Raw genomic sequence first — 18,062 nt, forward strand, 5'->3', positions numbered from 1 at the left:
GGTATTGCAATAATATGTAGTGCTCAAGGAGTTTATAAATGAGCAATACGGCTGAATTGACACTTTTCTCGGCAAACCGCCTGCATGATGGAATTGTTGTCTGGCTGGGACAAAACAATGAGTGGGTGCAGGATTTGCAGTCAGCCTCATTATTCAATCAGGAAAACATAGCGGCCGCGCGCGATGCCGCACAACAGGCCAGCGACCATAATTTCATTGTTGGTGTGCAGGAGTTACCCGCCACCCGCGAAAACGATATCCCCGTACCCTGTGATTACAAAGAACGTATCCGCAGCAAAGGCCCCTCCGTTCGGCCCGATCTGGGCAAGCAGTCCGGCAATGGCGAAAACGGTAACCCTGCCTTCAGCCAAACCCTTCAACCGCGTCAGGCCAACAGCAAGGCGGGCATTTACCAATATGATGACAATGAACATGCCTTCCTGAAAAACCGTGCCCGTTTTTTTAGTGAGCAAGTTCAACGCCGTTTAAGCGGTGAGCTGAACGAAGATGAATTCAAAACCTACCGTTTGATGAACGGTCTGTATTTGCAGCTTCATGCCTACATGCTCCGGGTAGCCATCCCTTATGGCACACTAAGTGCCGAACAATTAAAACAACTGGCTTATGTGGCTCGCACCTACGACAAGGGTTATGGCCATTTCACCACTCGTCAGAACATACAGCTTAACTGGATACGGCTGGATCAGGCGGCCGATGCCTTATCCGCCCTGGCCGATGTCGACTTGCATGCCATCCAGACCAGCGGCAATTGCATCCGCAACGTCACCACCGACCAGTTTGCCGGTGCGGCTTTTGATGAAGATATCGATCCTCGTGTATATGCGGAAATCCTGCGCCAGTGGTCTACCGATCATCCTGAATTCACCTATTTGCCCCGCAAGTTCAAGATTGCCATCACTGGCAGTGCCAATGACAGAGCCGCTATCCGGCTGCATGACATTGGCTTGCGTGTCCTGAAAAACGAGGCTGGCGAAATCGGTTTTGAAGTCCACGCCGGTGGCGGCCTGGGCAGAACACCTATTGTGGCCACCAAGGTAAGATCATGGTTACCACAGCAAGATCTGATTAAATATGTTGAAGCGATTGTCCGTGTTTACAATGCCCTGGGACGTCGTGACAACCTGTACAAGGCACGCATCAAAATCCTGATCCGGGAACTGAAGCCAGAAAACTTCATCCGCATGATCGAAGAGGAATTTGAGGCCCTGCCTGATGACCGGCCATTGGTCAGCGATGAGCTGGTTGCGCATTTCAATGCCCGCTTTGTGGTGCCGTCCTTCGAAACAGGCAGCAACAGTTTCCCCGTATTCGAGGCATCACTGGCCAACAATCCGGCCTTTGCCCGCTGGGTTAAACAAAACACCCATCCGCACAAGCAATCCGCCTATCTCAGCGCGGTGATCTCCCTGAAACCACAGGGCGGTATCCCTGGCGATCTGACGGCTGATGAAATGGACCTGGTTGCCAATCTGGCTGAAAAATATTCACTGAATGAAATCAGGGTAACGCACGAACAGAATCTGGTTCTGCCACATGTAAAAAAAGAAGATCTTTTTGAAGTTTGGCAAACACTGCTCAGTGCCAATCTGGCCACCGACAATATCGGCCTGATTACCGACATGATTGCCTGCCCGGGCATGGACTACTGCAGCCTGGCCAACGCCCGCTCTATTCCAGTTGCCCAGGAAATTGCGATCATGGTTCATAAAAAGAAAATTGAACACGATCTGGGCGAACTTACCCTTAATATCTCTGGTTGTATCAATGCATGCGCCCACCATCATATTGCCAATATTGGCATTTTGGGTGTGGACAAAAACGGCCAGGAATTCTACCAAATCACGTTAGGTGGCTCTGCCGATGAAAATGCGGTGGTTGGCAAAATCCTGGGCTCTTCCGTCACTTTTGAAGACGTTCCTGTGGTTATCGAAGAAATCATGAATATTTATCTGCGTGAACGCCGCAACAACGATGAAACTTTCCTGCAGACCTATCACCGTATTGGCGCTGCACCCTTTAAGGAGGCACTAAATGTTGCTGGTAAATAAATTTGGAAAACACACCCAGGACGAATGGCAATATATCGGTGCTGAAGATGCGCTTCCCACCGAGGGCAGTATTGTCATTACACTGGACAGATGGGCTGAAATTGCAAACCAGCCGGTTCGCAAAGGAATTTGGTTAAACCCCGGCAATAATGCGGCCGACATTGCTGCGCTCTTGCCACAGGTGGAACTGGTTCTGATTGATTTTCCTAAATTCAGGGATGGTCGCGGCTTTACACAAGCCAAACTGATTCGCGAACGCTATCAATTTAAAGGTGATATACGAGCCGGTGGCCATGTTTTGCCTGACCAGTTTACCGCCATGCTTACCTGCGGATTCAGTAGCGCCAAAGTGGCAAAAACCTTCCCTGAAGCGCGCTGGGTGCAAGCCGCTCAGCTGGCGGAATCGCGTAAAGCCAGCACGGCACCAGGCAACCTGTTGAACAGGTTGGTTGGCGCTTATGGCTCATAGGATAAAACTGCGCCAGGGAAATTTTTATTAAACAGGCAGCGGTTGGGTTCAATTACCTTCCGTCCCGCCTAAATCAAAGAAGGCTTGCACATTGCTGCAAGCCTTTTTACTGCCGGTGTTTGTCAAGGTAGTTGTCACTGTTTTTTGTCTTAAGCAGCTTGTTGCATCTTCATCTCTTTTTCAGGGTTCAACGTGACAGGTCCAATCGGCTCACAATTTCTGACTGGGCGTGTTCCCCAGCGTGAGGGGTTACGCAGCTTGGCCTGCTCCAGTATTGCCTGGCGTTGAGCCAGTAATGCAGTGTCTTTACCGTTATGCCGTTGCTGGGGCGTCACGAAGTTGAGTTTGCTATGACGATGCTCGGTGTTGTACCAGCTTACAAAACGCTCAACCCATTGCCGTGCCTCATGTAGCGAAGCAAACCCGTTTGATGGCCACTGTGGACGGTATTTCAGCACCCTGAACAGGGACTCCACAAATGCATTGTCATTACTGACACGGGGACGACTGTAGGAAGGCAAGACGCCTAATTCTTCGAGTTTGGCCTTCATGGTTTGTGCTTTCATCGGCGCCCCATTGTCTGAATGCAGAATCAGGGGTTGATGCAGGCATTGCTCACGCAACAGACAACGTTGAAGCAGTTGAGCAGCATATTCACCGCTCTCAGCCTCATGGACTTCATACCCCACGATCTTACGGCTGTACAGGTCTTCAAACAGGTAAAGATAGTAAAACTGCCCTCGTACCGTTGATGGGCAGTAAGTAATATCCCAACACCAGACCTCACAAGGCCCATCGGCATCACCCATCTTGTAAGGCTTTTCTTCGGGCTTTGCATTCTTTATTTTGGTATCAGTCAGTGCCATTGGGGGTATCTCCATCAGGGGGTATCAGATCATGCCCCCAAATGTACCCCCATAAGGGGGTATCTTCAAGTACCTTTTTGTCTTAACTTATACCCCGTCCAGACAACAAAAAACCCCGTAAATGCTTGATTTATCGGGGTCTTGTCTTATGTTTTCCTTGCTTGTCTTTAAGCATTTGGTAGGCGGTACTGGAGTCGAACCAGCGACCTCTACGATGTCAACGTAGCGCTCTAACCAACTGAGCTAACCGCCTGCAAGAAAGAATATAATTATAGGTATCAACCAAAATTCTGTCAAGTCCCAGCGACAGAGCAATTAATCACCCAGTCATTTATTTGGAAATTGTTGTTTTTTGGCTGCTATACCCCACACCAACATCCATGACTCCGTACACCTCTACTTTGGAGCGATTTAATGAGGTGTCTCCGGAACCAGAGGCACAACCTGCCAAAAGCCCTAATAAACAACATGATAGCAATAGGGTTCTCTTCATTTTCCACCTTCGTTTGATGAAGGGGTCTATAAAAACCCCTGTAAATTTTGACATATCGATCAGGCAATAATTTCCAACTTGGCAATACCCAATGCCAGGGTTTTGGCCCCCGCGTTCTGGAAAATGATTTGAGCCTGGGCATCACTACCTTGACCACTCAAGTTAATAATGGTTCCATCACCAAACTTGGCGTGACGCACACCTTGGCCAACCTTGAATTGTTGTTGTCCAACCTGCACCCCACTGCTTACGGCGCGCGGTGCACGAGGTGACAGAATCCCGCTTTCCGGACGCCCAAAAGCATCACGCTGGCGGGATTGCCCACCTGCCCAGCCATTCTGGCTTGCAGCGTAAGTGGCAACCTTGGGGGTTAACCATTTAATGCAGGCTTCAGGCAGTTCATCCAGAAAACGGGAGCGGATGGAATAACGGGTTTGTCCATGCAGCATTCGACTTTGCGCCATACTGATATACAAGCGTTCCCGGGCACGGGTGATGGCCACATACATCAGACGACGCTCTTCCTCAAGCCCGCCATCGGCCAGCAGGCTGTTTTCATGGGGAAACAGCCCTTCTTCCACACCGGTAATAAACACCACATCAAACTCAAGGCCTTTGGCAGCATGAATCGTCATGAGCTGGATGGCATCTTCCCCGGCCTTGGCCTGGTTATCGCCGGCTTCCAGGGAAGCATGGGACAAAAACGCCGCCAACGGAGAAATGGCTTCCTGGAACATGATGTCCGGATCAACGGAAGCCGGAGGCTCTACCGCCTTGCCGGCCGGCATGCCTTCGTAATTTTCTTCAAGCGAAAATACGGTTGCCGCATTGATCAATTCACTCAGGTTTTCCAGGCGTTCCGCCCCCTCACGCTCTTTTTCGTAGTGCTGTTTTAATCCTGAGGTTTCAATAACGTGCTGCACCAGTTCGGGTAAGGTGACGGTTTTCCCTACCTCTGCCATTTGCTTGATCAGCTGCACAAACGAGGCAAGATTGCTTCCGCCTTTTCCGGAAACTGCGCCAATGGCATGTGCCATGCTGCAACCAATCTGACGTGCCGCATCAGTCAGGTTTTCAAGGGTACGGGCACCAATACCGCGCGTGGGAAAGTTGACGACCCGCATGAAAGACGTATCGTCACCCAAATTGGACACCAGGCGCAGGTAGGCCAGCACATGCTTGATTTCCTGACGCTCGAAAAAGCGCAAGCCACCATAAACTTTATAGGGAATACGGGCAGAAAACAGCGCATGCTCTATGGTACGCGACTGGGCATTGCTGCGATACAGAATGGCAATATCACTTCTGGCCCGCCCTTCGTTAAGCAGCGCCTTGATCTCTTCCAGCAGCCATTGCGATTCTTGCAAATCGGTTGGCTGCTCTATGATGCGCAAGGGCTCACCGGCACCGCGATCGGTCCACAGGTTTTTACCCATGCGATCATTATTGTGTTCAATCAAGGCATTGGCCGCATCCAGGATGTTGCCATAAGAGCGGTAATTTTGCTCTAAGCGGATAATATTGCCTTTGGCGTAATCACGCTCAAAGGCGGCCATATTGCCCACATTGGCCCCCCGAAATGCGTAGATTGACTGATCATCATCACCCACGGCAAACAGGGAAGCCTGCTGGCCGGCAAGCAGACACAGCCACTTGTACTGCAAATCATTGGTGTCCTGGAATTCGTCCACCAGAATATGTCTGAAGCGACGCTGGTAATGCTCGCGAACGAGCGCATTTCTGCTTAGCAATTCGTAGGCACGCAACAGCAATTCGGCAAAATCAACAACACCTTCACGCTGGCACTGTTCCTGGTACAACTGGTAAATATCCACCATCCGCTGGCGATGTGCATCCCATACCTCCATGGTTTCAGGACGTTCACCCTTTTCTTTGGCGCCGTTAATGAAACGCTGCACGTCTTTGGCCGGAAATTTTTCGTCATCAATGTTGGCGGTTTTTATAAGGCGCTTGATGGCCGACAGCTGATCGGCCATATCAAGGATCTGGAAACCCTGGGGCAGACCCGCATCACGGTAATGGGCACGCAAAAGACGATTGCACAGACCATGAAAAGTCCCAATCCACATGCCACGGGCATCGATGGGCAACATGCCCGTTAAACGGGCAAGCATTTCCTTGGCGGCTTTATTGGTAAAGGTAACCGCCAGCAAACCATAAGGCGAAACCTGTCCCGTTTGAATGAGCCAGGCCATACGTGTGGTCAGAACCTTGGTTTTACCACTTCCTGCACCCGCCAGAACCAGCGCGTACTGCGCTGAAGAGGTGACCGCAGTACGCTGTTCGGGGTTGAGCTGATCGATCATGCCGCGTAACGTTGCAGGCGCAAGGCAAATTGCTCAAGACTCTTGATGCCACTTTGCCGGGCCTGCTGGCACCAGGCCTGCAGGTCTTGCAACAGTTGTTCACTGCTTGCCGTAGAGCTTGCCCAGACACGGGTAAGTTCATCACGCATATTAACCAGGGTTGCCAGGACTTTATTTTGGGACAGTGCCTGCTCAAGCTCTTCTTTTTCGGTTGGTTTCAGGGACTGCTCTGCCTGCGTAATGCGATCGGCCACCGTTTTCAGCAACGCTGCCTGCTGGGCACTAAGGCTATCCTTGACGCCTTTCAGACGATCAATTTCAGCCTGAGCCGTTTTCTTGAGTAAATCGGCATAGCGGGTCATGATTTCATAACGATGTGTAATGACACCCTGCAAGGTTTTTTCAGTGACCTGATTGGATTTCTCAAGTTTGAGTTTGGGGGCCACTTTACGCACCTTGGCCAGGCCCAGATAAGTCATTAATTTGATATAAAGCCAGCCAATATCAAACTCATACCACTTGCTGGAGAACTTGGCTGATGTGCCATAAGCGTGGTGATTATTATGCAGTTCTTCGCCCCCGATCAGAATACCAATCGGGAACAGATTTGTACTGGTGTCGGGACTGGAGAAATTCCGATAGCCGATATAATGCCCCAAACCGTTTACCACACCGGCCGCCCAGAACGGGATCCAAGCCATTTGCACGGCCCAGACCGTTAAACCGGCGGCACCGAACAGCAGCACATCAACAATCAGGGTCAACATAATGCCCAGCCCAGGATGACGGGAGTAAACATTACGCTCCAGCCAGTCATTGGGGGTTCCATGACCATAACGTTTCAGGGTTTCCTGGTTGGCGGCTTCCTCGCGATACAATTCCGCGCCTTTCCACATGACCTTTTCTATGCCATAAACCATAGGTGAATGCGGATCACCTTCTTTTTCACACTTTGCATGGTGTTTGCGGTGAATGGCCACCCACTCTTTGGTTACCATGCCAGTAGTTAGCCATAGCCAAAGGCGGAAGAAATGGGCAATGGCCGGGTGAAGATCCAGACCGCGGTGAGCCTGGCTGCGATGCAGGAAAACGGTTACCGACACAATAGTAATGTGCGTAAGAACCAGTGTCACAAGAACAAGTTGCCACCAGGACAACTGCAACAAGCCACCCGCCACAAAATCAAGAATACTATCCATAAACCTTATCAGGTCTCCTAAAAAAACAATTATTTCACTGCTTCGGGTTGGAGTGACAAACAAAATAAAAGTTCGGCTCCAGCCCTGTTTACTTGCTTCAACAGATTACCATTGACAGTGAAAACAATATAAACATTTAAATCTATCCAATCAATTGAGAAATTAAATAACAGATTGATTTGATTAACGAATCATTATGGCATGTTTACCTGCGCAACGCAAAATGAATGGCCGGTTTTTCCTGCTTAAAATAAAAAACCAGCCATTTAATTCTACCTGCCAATACTACGCTTTTTCCGGGCTTTCCTCACTAACAACCACGGATGAGTCTGCTTCGGCAGCCTCTTGTACCGCTGAGTCTGGCGCTTGGGTATCAGGGGTAATTTCAGCTGCCTCTTTTTTTACGGCCATTTCCTCTTTTTTACGACGCTCAAGCACTGCCGCAAAAAAGCCATCGGTACCGTGAACATCCGGACGCAGGCGAAGATACTCATTTTCCATAACCAGATCAGGACAACGATCACCCAACACCTGATTCACATGCAACAATGTAAAATCCGGATGATTTTGCAGGAAGCGCTCAATCTGTTGCTCATTTTCTTCAGGAAGAACGCTGCAGGTTGAATAAACCAAACGCCCCCCGGGTGCAACACAGCGCGAGGCACTGGCCAGAATGCTGGCCTGCAGGGCTGTCAATTCAGCCACATCTCTGGGTGTCTGGCGCCATTTAAGATCGGGATTGCGACGCAAGGTGCCCATGCCTGTACAAGGCGCATCCACCAGCACGCGGTGTGCCTTACCGGCCAAACGTTTCACACGCGCATCATTTTCATTGGCAATCACAACCGGCGTCACATTGGACAAACCACTGCGGGCAATGCGCGGCTTGGCTTTTGCCAAACGGGCCGCAGACACATCAAAAGCGTAAAGACGGCCGGTTGAACGCATAAGCGCTCCCAGCAACAGGGTTTTCCCACCAGCACCGGCGCAAAAATCAATGACCATATCGCCACGACGCGGACTCACCAGCATGCCAAGTATCTGACTGCCCTCATCCTGCACTTCCAGGGAACCGTTTTCAAACAAAGGCCAGCGGTTAATGGCCGGCTTGCCATTAAGACGGATTCCCCAAGGTGAATATGGCGTGGGCTGTGGGTTGAACGACTCTGCCGGCGAGTCTTTGAAAGCGGCCAGAACAGTGTCTCGGTCGGTTTTGAAAGTGTTGACGCGCAAATCAAGAGGAGCCTTTTCATTCATCGCTGACATTAAGGACTCTGCATTATCAAGCATGCTGAAGTGCTCATACAGCCAATCGGGCAGGCTACCCCGCACGGCGGGTGACAAGGCATTCAGATCAATGGTTTGCAAATGCTCAAGCCAGGCATTTTCCTCATCGGTCAGCACAGCGCGGATGGCATCATGCCCCAGGGTTGAAGAAAGGCCCAGAATCGCCAGGCGCTGCAATGATGAACCAACGCCACTTTCGGCAAATTGCCGGTAACGGCGCAAGTTACGCAAAATATCAAAAACAGCCTCGGCCACTTCGGCACGATCACGACTGCCCAATGACTTGTTCATCCGGAACCAGGCAGACAATACCGCATCAGCCGGAAATTTCCATTTTTGCACTTCGGCAAAAACGGTTTTAACCTGCTCTATGCGTACGGCATAAACCGGGGCTTTGACAACAGGCTTTTCAGGGCCTTTTCTTCTGCCGGCAGAACCCTGCCGGCTGCGTGAGGTGGCACTTGATCTCATTTTAATTATCCTTTTTCTGAAAACATGAACAGTGAAGGCACTTCACGTTTATAAACAACCTTGCCATTATCGCCCAGTTTTACAATATCTTCTGCCAAATAGCCCACAACGGCTGGAAACATTATGTGTTCCATACCCAGTACCCGTTGCGCCAGCGCATCGGCGGTATCGGTTTTAAGCACGGGCACGGCCGCCTGTGCAATGATGGGACCATGATCCAGCACCGGTGTGACAAAATGAATGGTGCAGCCATGCAGCATCACACCTGCATCCAGCGCCTGCTGGTGCGTATCCAATCCGGGAAAGGCTGGCAACAGGGAAGGATGAATATTAATAAGCCGACCATGGTAATGATGCACGAATTTTTCGGTCAGAATGCGCATGAAACCGGCCAGCAATACATAGTCGGGACGATGGGCATCAATAACTTCCTGCAGGGCTTGATCGAATGCATCGCGCGAATCATAATCCTTGTTCAGGATTTCGTGTACATTAATACCCTGCTCTTTAGCCCATTCAAGACCCTTGCTATTCCTTGAGTGGGAAATAACAGCCGCAACATGGATGTCTGGCCGGTTTTTGGCCATATTAACAATAGCCTGCATATTCGAGCCCCGGCCCGAAATCAGCAGAACAAAACGTTTGGGTGATTGATTTACAACAGTCACAGCATAACTTCCTTCTTAATGAAGCGTAAAATTGTAAACTGTTATTCGTGAAAAATACTATTAATCTTTATCGTAATGCTTTCCCCGCTTCCCAACAACGGGCAAGCGCATTAACTATCGGCAACTTCGATGGGGTCCATTTAGGACACCAGCGTCTGCTCGCGCGCGTTGTCCAGGTGGCAAAAGAAAAAAATCTGGCCCCATCGGTCATGACATTTTTACCACACCCCAGGGAATATTTTGCCTTCCTTGAACAGCGCCCCGAACTGGCACCCACCCGGATTTCATCACTGCGTGACAAAATGGCCGCCCTGGCCAATGCCGGTATAGAGCAGGTTTTCCTGAACCGATTCAATCAGCAATTTGCCACCCTTGGTGCAGAGCAATTCATTGAGGATATCCTGGTACGTCGACTGAAAACCAAATGGTTGTATGTCGGTGTCGATTTTCGTTTTGGCAAGAAACGCGTCGGTGATATTGCACTTTTGCGCGATGCCGCCTCACACTTTGGTTTTGAAGTGGAAACACTTGAAGACGTCCTGGACAAGAACAACCAGCGCTATTCAAGTACCGAACTGCGCAATGCACTTGCCTTTGGCGATCTTGATCGCGCCAACAGTTATCTGGGACGGCCCTACGAAATCAGTGGCCATGTGATTCACGGAAAAAAATTGGGCCGCACGATTGGTTACCCAACCCTGAACCTGCGTGCCATGCCACGTTGCGCCTTGCGTTCGGGCATTTACGTTGTTGCTGTCAAAGGTCTGGACGGGCAAACCCTTCCGGGCATTGCCAGCCTGGGCGTACGACCCACCGTTGAATCCGATGGCAAAGTATTGCTCGAAGTACATATTCTGGATAAAACCGTAGCCGCATACGGTAAACTTATTACTGTCGCATTCCTGCACTACGTGCGGGATGAAGAAAAATTTCCCAATTTACCCACAATGATCGATGCCATCCGCAACGATGAGCGCATCGCTCGTAACTATTTTGCTGTCCATGGACTATAAAAACACTTTAAATTTGCCCGAAACTCCTTTCCCTATGCGTGGCAACCTGCCCAAACGCGAACCTGAATGGGTTAAACAGTGGGAAGAAAATAAAGTTTACGAAGCTATTCGCAAAGCCAGCAAAGGCCGGCCAACGTTTATTTTGCATGATGGCCCGCCGTATGCAAACGGTGACATTCACATTGGCCACGCGGTTAATAAAATCCTCAAGGACATCATTCTCAAAAGCCGCAACATGGCGGGCTACGATGCCCCTTACGTGCCTGGCTGGGACTGTCACGGCATGCCCATCGAAATCCAGATAGAGAAAAAATTCGGCAAACACCTGCCCGTGGCCGAGGTGCAGGCCAAGGCCCGTGCCTATGCCTACGAACAAATAGACCGTCAATGCAAAGACTTCAAACGGCTGGGGGTACTGGGTGAATGGGACAACCCCTACCTGACCATGAATTTCGCCAACGAGGCCAATGAAATCCGTGCCCTGGCTGACATTCTGGACAAAGGTTATATTTTCCGCGGACTCAAACCGGTCAACTGGTGTTTTGACTGCGGTTCGGCCCTGGCCGAGGCCGAGGTTGAATACCAGGATCGCAAAGACCCGGCCATTGATGTCGCTTTCCCATTTGCTGAAAAAGACAAACTGGCCAAAGCCTTCAATCTTGACCATATCGACGATGGCGCCGTGGTCATCTGGACCACCACGCCCTGGACCATTCCGTCCAACATGGCGCTTAACATCCACCCCGAGCTTGAATACTCGCTGGTGCGTGTCACCCCTTCCCTGCCTGCCGGCCCTTTGTTGCTGCTGGCCACGGAACGGGTGCAAGCCTGCCTTGCCGCCTGGAATCTGGAAGGCACCATTGAGGCCCGCTGTACTGGTGCAGCCCTTGACCACATCGCTTTCCACCACCCGCTTTACCGGACCGATGCCGGTTATGACCGTTTGTCCCCCATGTATCTGGGTGACTACGTCACGGTAGATGCCGGTACCGGTATTGTTCACTCGGCTCCCGCTTACGGTATTGAAGACTTCATTTCCTGCAAGGCCAATGGCATTAAAGACGACGCCATCATCAGCCCTGTCATGGCCGATGGCAAATATGCCAGCAGTCTGCCCCTGTTTGGCGGTCTCTCCATTTGGGATGCCAACCCCAAAATTGTGGAAACCATGAAAGAGGCTGGCACACTTATTAAAGTCGAGTCCCTGAAACACAGTTACATGCACTGCTGGCGCCACAAAACCCCGATTATTTACCGCGCCACCAGCCAATGGTTTGCCGGCATGGACCGCCAGCCCAAAGACGGCTCGGCCACGCTGCGTGAAAAAGCCTTGGCTGGCGTCGAGGCCACCAGTTTTTATCCTGCCTGGGGTCGCGCCCGCCTGCATGCCATGATTGCCAACCGTCCCGACTGGACCTTGTCACGTCAACGCCAGTGGGGCGTTCCCATGGCATTCTTCGTTCACAAGGAAACCGGTGAGCTCCACCCACGCAGCGTTGAGTTGCTGGAACTGGTTGCCCAACGGGTTGAAAAAGAAGGCATCGAGGCCTGGCAGTCGTTGGACCCCAAAGAATTGCTGGGTGAAGAGGCCGATCAATACGAGAAAAACCGTGACACCCTGGATGTCTGGTTTGATTCGGGCACCACACACTTTACAGTAATGGGTGGCAAAGACCATGTTTGCAATGGCTCCCACGCCGACACCCTGCGCTGGCCCGCCGACCTGTACCTGGAAGGCTCCGACCAGCACCGTGGCTGGTTCCACTCTTCCCTGCTCACCTCTTCCATGATGTTTGGCCAGCCCCCCTACAAGGGCTTGCTGACCCATGGCTTTGTGGTTGACGGCCAGGGCCGGAAAATGAGTAAATCAGTCGGTAACGTGATTGCTCCGCAAAAAGTCTCCGACTCTTTGGGTGCTGAAATCATCCGCTTGTGGACAGCTGCCACCGACTACTCCGGTGAACTGTCCATTTCCGACCAGATCCTGAAGCGTGTAGTTGAAAGTTACCGCCGTATTCGCAATACCCTGTGCTTCCTGCTGGGTAACCTGAATGATTTTGATGCTGCCAAAGACCAGGTCAACCTTGAACAAATGTTTGAAGTGGACCGCTATGCACTGGCGTTTACCAAAGCCATGCAAGACGAAGTGCTGGCGAATTATGAAGAGCTGAACTTCCACCCCGCCGTGGCAAGGTTGCAGATTTTCTGCTCGGAAGACCTGGGTGCATTTTACCTGGATACCCTGAAAGACCGTTTGTATACCAGCGGCAAAGACAGCCTGGCTCGTCGCTCTGCCCAAACCGCCCTGCTGCACATTACGTTCAGCCTGCTTAAATTGCTGGCTCCCATCCTGTCATTTACGGCAGAAGAAGCCTGGGCTGTCCTGCGTGAATCCACCCTGAAAAATACCGAACTAGCCGACCGTATAACCATTTTCACCGAGGTCTACCATGATGTGCCTGTTCCTCAGGATAGCGAAGCATTAATTGCCAAATGGACACGCCTGCTTGAAATCAGGGCAGAACTGAACAAGCAGCTTGAAGACCTGCGCAGTGCCGGCCAGATTGGCTCCGCCCTGCAGGCTGAAGTGGACATTTACGCAAGTGAACAGGACCTGGCCTGGCTGCAAAGCCTGAACGATGACCTGCGCTTCATTTTCATTGTGTCGCGCGCAACCGTACATGCCTCAAACGGAGAGCTCCGTTTCGAAATCGCACCCTCCGGACATGAAAAATGTGAGCGTTGCTGGCATTATCGCGAAGACGTCAACAGCCACCCGGAACATCCCGGCATTTGCTCCCGTTGCGTAGACAACCTGTACGGAGACGGCGAGGCGCGTGAATATGCCTGACCAGCATAACGGCAAACGACCCGTAGCCTATGGCATATGGGTTGCCTGCACGCTTTTCCTGATTGCCCTGGACCAGGCCAGCAAACTGTATTTTGAACACAATTTTGACTATCTGGAAAGGCTGAGTATCCTACCTTTCTTTGATTTCATTCTGGTTTACAATCAGGGAGCTGCCTTTAGCCTGCTGGCCGATGGGAGCGGCTGGCAACGCTGGTTTTTCCTGGTTCTTGGCCTGGGGGCCACCGGGTTTATCCTGCATTTGTTAAAAAAACACAAAACGCAAACGTTTTTTTGTTTTTCCCTTACCCTTATTATGGCCGGCGCGCTCGGTAACGTCATCGATCGCCTGGTTTATGGCCATGTCGTTGATTTTCTTCTATTTTATTGGGGGAATGCTTATTTCCCGGCCTTCAATGTCGCAGACATTTGTATTACCATAGGGGCTGTCTTTCTCATTCTTGATGAGATCCTTCGTATACGTCGTACCAAACAAGAGCAAGCATGAATCCTGACCTTTCCGGCAAACGCATCGTTTTGGGTATTACCGGTGGCATTGCCTGCTATAAAGCGGCAGAGCTTACCCGCCGACTCATGGATCACGGTGCCACGATTACCGTGGTCATGACCGATGCCGCCACCCAGTTCGTCACGCCCACCACCTTCCAGGCCCTGTCCGGCAACCCGGTTTATACCGAAACACTGGATGCCCGCATGGCCAACAGCATGGCACACATCAATTTAAGCCGCCAGGCCGATGCCATCATTATCGTACCAGCCAGTGCCGATTTCATCGCGAAACTCAGCCATGGCCTGGCCGATGACCTGCTTTCCACCCTGTGCCTGGCCAAAGGCAACTGCCCGCTTATCGTGGTTCCTGCCATGAACCGGGAAATGTGGGCACACCCGGCTACCCAACGCAACATACTGCAATTACTGCACGACAACACTGCTGTCTGGGGGCCAGGCAGTGGTTCGCAGGCCTGCGGCGAAACCGGTAGCGGACGCATGCTCGAACCTCATGAAATCGTGAATGAAACCATTGCATTTTTCCAGGAAAAGCTTCTGCATGGCAAACACGTGCTCATTACCGCAGGCCCCACGGCCGAACCCATCGATCCGGTTCGCATGATCACCAACCGTTCATCCGGCAAGATGGGTTATGCCATTGCCCGCGCTGCCCGCGAAGCCGGCGCCCGGGTAACCCTGGTTTCCGGCCCCACTGCGCTTGATGCCCCTTATGATGTACAACGCATATCCGTCATGACTGCCAGACAAATGTACGATCAGGTCATGCAACACGCCCATGAGGCTGATATTTTCATTTCGGTCGCTGCGGTTGCCGACTGGCATGTCAGCAATTTCCAGCAAAACAAAATCAAAAAAACCGAAAACACGGGTATGGACCTTCAATTTTCCCCCAATCCGGACATTCTTGCCTCGGTGGCTGCGCTTGAAAATGGCCCCTGGTGTGTCGGTTTTGCGGCTGAAACCGAAAACCTGCTGGAATATGCCGAAAGCAAACGCCAACGTAAAAATATTCCCTTGCTGGTCGGCAATCTGGCCCAAGACGTGATGGACGCCGACTCCACCACCATGGTTTTGTTTGAAGAAAACGGTCACCAACAACTGCCTACCCTACCCAAACTGGCCGCCTCACGCCAATTGATTAAACATATTGCCTTGAAACTGTCGGCATAAAAGCCCTTTTTCAGGATTAACCGGTATATTTTCATGGATCAGCTGCTTCAACAGATCATTACATTCATCCAGGATAACCAGCTCTGGGCAGGCCCCATTATTGCCTTGCTTACCTTTGGCGAATCCATGCTTATTATTGGTCTTGCCATCCCCGCAACGGCTATTTTGCTGGCAGCCGGTACCTTAATCGGCTCAGGGGTTTTATCTCCCTGGCCCATTATTATTTGGGGAATAGCAGGTGCCATATTGGGTGACGCCCTTTCGTACTGGATCGGGCGCTGGTTTGGCATGGATATCACCCGTAAATGGCCCCTGAACCAGCACCGGAAAATGGTTGCGCGAACAAGGCTGTTCTTTTATAAATATGGTGTCCTGTCGGTTTTTCTGGGTCGTTTTATGGGCCCCATCCGCTCCACAATTCCTGCCGTTGCCGGCATCATGAACATGTCCCACCTGCGGTTTCAAATCGCCAATGTGACCTCTGCCATCATCTGGATGCCCGTCATGATTATGCCTGGCTATCTGGGTGCCAAAGGTGCCGAAGCCATTTCAGATTCTCATGGAGCAGGGGGTGGAAGCACATTGCTGATTGGTACCATTCTGTCAGTGGTCGCTGGAGTATGGCTGATATACTCACTCATGAAAAAAACACCAGAGAAAAACAAAACCAGCAAGGAAAGGATCAAGGCCGGCAACCGTCACTAACACGATAAGGGATGTATCATGTTGAAGAGTCACGAAAGCCCTAAAAATGGGGATTATGTTTCATATATCGATGAACTTCTAAAACAGTCATCCTTATCTTCCCCCGCGCAAAATCCGGGCAATGATTTTACCCAGGACTTGCCTGAGAGTTTCTCCAGCCATGAAGATTTCTCGTCCGCCGTACCCGCAAAGTCCACCTCGTATTCTTTGCCACAGCCCCCAAAAACCAATACAAACAAGCCCACGACTTACACAGCCTCCACGTTCAACAAAAACGTCAGAAGATTTTTCTTCCTGATTTTTCTACTGGTGTTTCTCGGCTCCATTATTGCCGAGTCAGACGGGCAAGGGGCAATTGTCTTGATTATCATTGTTGTCATTGCCATAATCCGGTTCATGGCAACAATTTTCAATTCCACGAAATCAAATAGGAAAAAATGAAAATAGACCTGAAAATCCTTGATGAACGCATGCGCTCACACTTGCCAACCTACGCAACAGGTGGATCTGCCGGCCTTGATCTGCGGGCCTGTCTTGATGAAGCCGTCACACTGAAACCAGGCCAGACCACTTTGATTCCCACCGGTTTATCCATATTCATCAAAAACCCGAACTATGCCGCCATAATCCTGCCACGCTCGGGGCTGGGCCATAAGCACGGTATCGTACTGGGTAATCTGGTTGGCCTGATCGATTCCGACTATCAGGGGCAGCTCATGGTATCAACCTGGAATCGTGGCCAGACCGATTTTGTCATTTCCCCCATGGAACGCATTGCCCAATTGGTGGTGGTTCCCGTACAGCAAGTAGAATTCAATCTTGTCGATGAATTTGAAGACAGTGATCGCGGCGCCGACGGTTTTGGCAGTACCGGTCGCCATTAATTTTTTTACAAGGACATGATAATGACACTGACACGCAGAATGATTTTAAAAAGTGCCGGCGCCCTGCTGGCCTCTGGTATCCTGGGTTCCAATATGGCAATGGCGCAGGATACCGCTACAGCCTGGCCTGAAAAACCCATCAATTTTGTAGTTCCTTATGCAGCCGGTGGCCCGCTTGACACCATTGCCCGCCTCTTGGGTGAAAAAGTGCAGCAAGAACTCAAACAAACCGTGATTGTCGAGAACAAAGCCGGTGCCGGTGGCAATATTGGTGCCGCCTCAGTGGCCAAGGCCCAGCCCGATGGCTACACGCTGGTAATGGGTGCGGTTGCCATCCAGGCCATTAACCCCTGGTTATATAAAAACATTACGTTTGATCCCATCAAGGATTTCGCACCGGTTATTATGGTTTCATCGGTACCCAATGTTTTAATCGTCAATAAAGATTTCGCCGAAACCAACAATATCAACAGCCTGCAAGATTTGATTGATTATGCCAAAAACAATGTTGGCAAGCTTAACTATGCGTCTGGCGGCAGTGGCAGTGCCGGCCACCTGGCTGGTGAGCTCATGAAAGCCCGTACCGGCATCGATGCCGTCCACGTACCTTATGGCGGTGCCAATCCGGCAAAACTGTCTTTGTTGTCCAACCAGACCCAGTTCATGTTTGACAATCTGGCCTCCTCACTGCCCCTGATCAATGACGGTCAGGTTAAAGCATTGGCCGTTACCACCAAAGAGGCCACCCCTTTTCTGCCCGACACGCCCACCATGGAAGCGGCTGGCATTAAAGACTTTGATATTGGTACCTGGTTTGGCGTATTTGCCACCGGTGGCACTCCCGAATCAATTATTAACAAACTAAACCAGGCCTACAGCAATGCCATGAACGATCCGGCCGTGCAAAAGCAGCTTAAAACCATGGGCTCCGACACCAAACCCGGCACTGCGCAGGAATTTGCCGAGTTCGTCAATGCCGAGCACAAAAAGTACAAGGAAATTGTAGAAATTTCAGGGGCTACCATTAACTAATCGGCCAAAATCTGGCTCACTGACAAGCAG

At 51.0% G+C, this 18,062-nt stretch carries 13 protein-coding genes, 1 tRNA gene and 1 pseudogene; 9 read left to right on the forward strand and 6 right to left on the reverse strand.

The window, feature by feature from the left end; all coding sequences use genetic code 11:
- Positions 1 to 38: 38 nt before the first annotated feature.
- Positions 39 to 2,069, forward strand: a complete 2,031-nt coding sequence (locus HCX92_RS10565) for a DUF2849 domain-containing protein (protein ID WP_169294930.1) — start codon at positions 39 to 41, stop codon at positions 2,067 to 2,069.
- A complete protein-coding gene (locus tag HCX92_RS10570; protein WP_169294931.1) occupies positions 2,053 to 2,538 on the forward strand; it encodes a DUF934 domain-containing protein in 486 nt (161 codons plus the stop codon). The genes HCX92_RS10565 and HCX92_RS10570 overlap by 17 nt, the downstream gene beginning before the upstream one ends.
- A gap of 149 nt (positions 2,539 to 2,687) precedes the next feature.
- On the opposite strand, the pseudogene HCX92_RS10575 reads toward HCX92_RS10570, so the two are convergent.
- The 6 genes and pseudogenes from HCX92_RS10575 to purN all read right to left on the reverse strand — a co-directional run.
- Positions 2,688 to 3,338: pseudogene (locus HCX92_RS10575) on the reverse strand (IS3 family transposase); the annotation flags it as partial.
- Positions 3,339 to 3,580: 242 nt separating this feature from the next.
- Positions 3,581 to 3,657: transfer RNA gene (locus HCX92_RS10580), tRNA-Val, on the reverse strand.
- A gap of 299 nt (positions 3,658 to 3,956) precedes the next feature.
- A complete protein-coding gene (locus HCX92_RS10585) occupies positions 3,957 to 6,224 on the reverse strand; it encodes a UvrD-helicase domain-containing protein (RefSeq protein ID WP_169294932.1) in 2,268 nt (755 codons plus the stop codon).
- Positions 6,221 to 7,423, reverse strand: coding sequence for a fatty acid desaturase (locus HCX92_RS10590; protein WP_169294933.1), 1,203 nt, complete (start codon positions 7,421 to 7,423; stop codon positions 6,221 to 6,223). The genes HCX92_RS10585 and HCX92_RS10590 overlap by 4 nt, the downstream gene beginning before the upstream one ends.
- Positions 7,424 to 7,708: 285 nt before the next feature.
- Positions 7,709 to 9,181, reverse strand: a complete 1,473-nt coding sequence (locus tag HCX92_RS10595) for an RsmB/NOP family class I SAM-dependent RNA methyltransferase (RefSeq protein ID WP_169294934.1) — start codon at positions 9,179 to 9,181, stop codon at positions 7,709 to 7,711.
- A 5-nt stretch (positions 9,182 to 9,186) separates the two neighbouring features.
- The gene (gene purN, locus HCX92_RS10600; RefSeq protein ID WP_169294935.1) at positions 9,187 to 9,849 is read right to left on the reverse strand and encodes a phosphoribosylglycinamide formyltransferase; all 663 of its coding nucleotides are present in this window, start codon (positions 9,847 to 9,849) and stop codon (positions 9,187 to 9,189) included.
- Between the two features lie 47 nt (positions 9,850 to 9,896).
- On the opposite strand from purN, the gene HCX92_RS10605 reads away from it, so the two are divergent.
- From HCX92_RS10605 to HCX92_RS10635, 7 genes are all read left to right on the forward strand, one after another.
- A complete protein-coding gene (locus tag HCX92_RS10605; protein ID WP_169294936.1) occupies positions 9,897 to 10,862 on the forward strand; it encodes a bifunctional riboflavin kinase/FAD synthetase in 966 nt (321 codons plus the stop codon).
- Positions 10,852 to 13,713, forward strand: coding sequence for an isoleucine--tRNA ligase (gene ileS, locus HCX92_RS10610; protein ID WP_169295009.1), 2,862 nt, complete (start codon positions 10,852 to 10,854; stop codon positions 13,711 to 13,713). Before HCX92_RS10605 ends, ileS begins: the two co-directional genes overlap by 11 nt.
- Complete coding sequence (gene lspA / locus HCX92_RS10615) at positions 13,706 to 14,218, forward strand: signal peptidase II (RefSeq protein ID WP_169294937.1); 513 nt, start codon at positions 13,706 to 13,708, stop codon at positions 14,216 to 14,218. The genes ileS and lspA overlap by 8 nt, the downstream gene beginning before the upstream one ends.
- Positions 14,215 to 15,411, forward strand: coding sequence for a bifunctional phosphopantothenoylcysteine decarboxylase/phosphopantothenate--cysteine ligase CoaBC (coaBC, locus tag HCX92_RS10620; protein WP_169294938.1), 1,197 nt, complete (start codon positions 14,215 to 14,217; stop codon positions 15,409 to 15,411). The genes lspA and coaBC overlap by 4 nt, the downstream gene beginning before the upstream one ends.
- Before the next feature lie 33 nt (positions 15,412 to 15,444).
- Positions 15,445 to 16,116, forward strand: coding sequence for a DedA family protein (locus tag HCX92_RS10625; RefSeq protein ID WP_169294939.1), 672 nt, complete (start codon positions 15,445 to 15,447; stop codon positions 16,114 to 16,116).
- A gap of 437 nt (positions 16,117 to 16,553) precedes the next feature.
- Positions 16,554 to 17,000, forward strand: a complete 447-nt coding sequence (gene dut / locus HCX92_RS10630) for a dUTP diphosphatase (protein WP_169294940.1) — start codon at positions 16,554 to 16,556, stop codon at positions 16,998 to 17,000.
- A 21-nt stretch (positions 17,001 to 17,021) separates the two neighbouring features.
- Positions 17,022 to 18,032 carry a tripartite tricarboxylate transporter substrate binding protein gene (locus HCX92_RS10635; RefSeq protein WP_246587428.1) on the forward strand — a complete coding sequence of 337 codons (1,011 nt, stop codon included), beginning with the start codon at positions 17,022 to 17,024 and terminating at the stop codon, positions 18,030 to 18,032.
- Positions 18,033 to 18,062 lie beyond the last annotated feature (30 nt).

Source organism: Advenella sp. EE-W14, from assembly GCF_012923605.1.
In the GTDB taxonomy this organism is placed as follows: Bacteria; Pseudomonadota; Gammaproteobacteria; order Burkholderiales; family Burkholderiaceae_B; genus Advenella; species Advenella alkanexedens.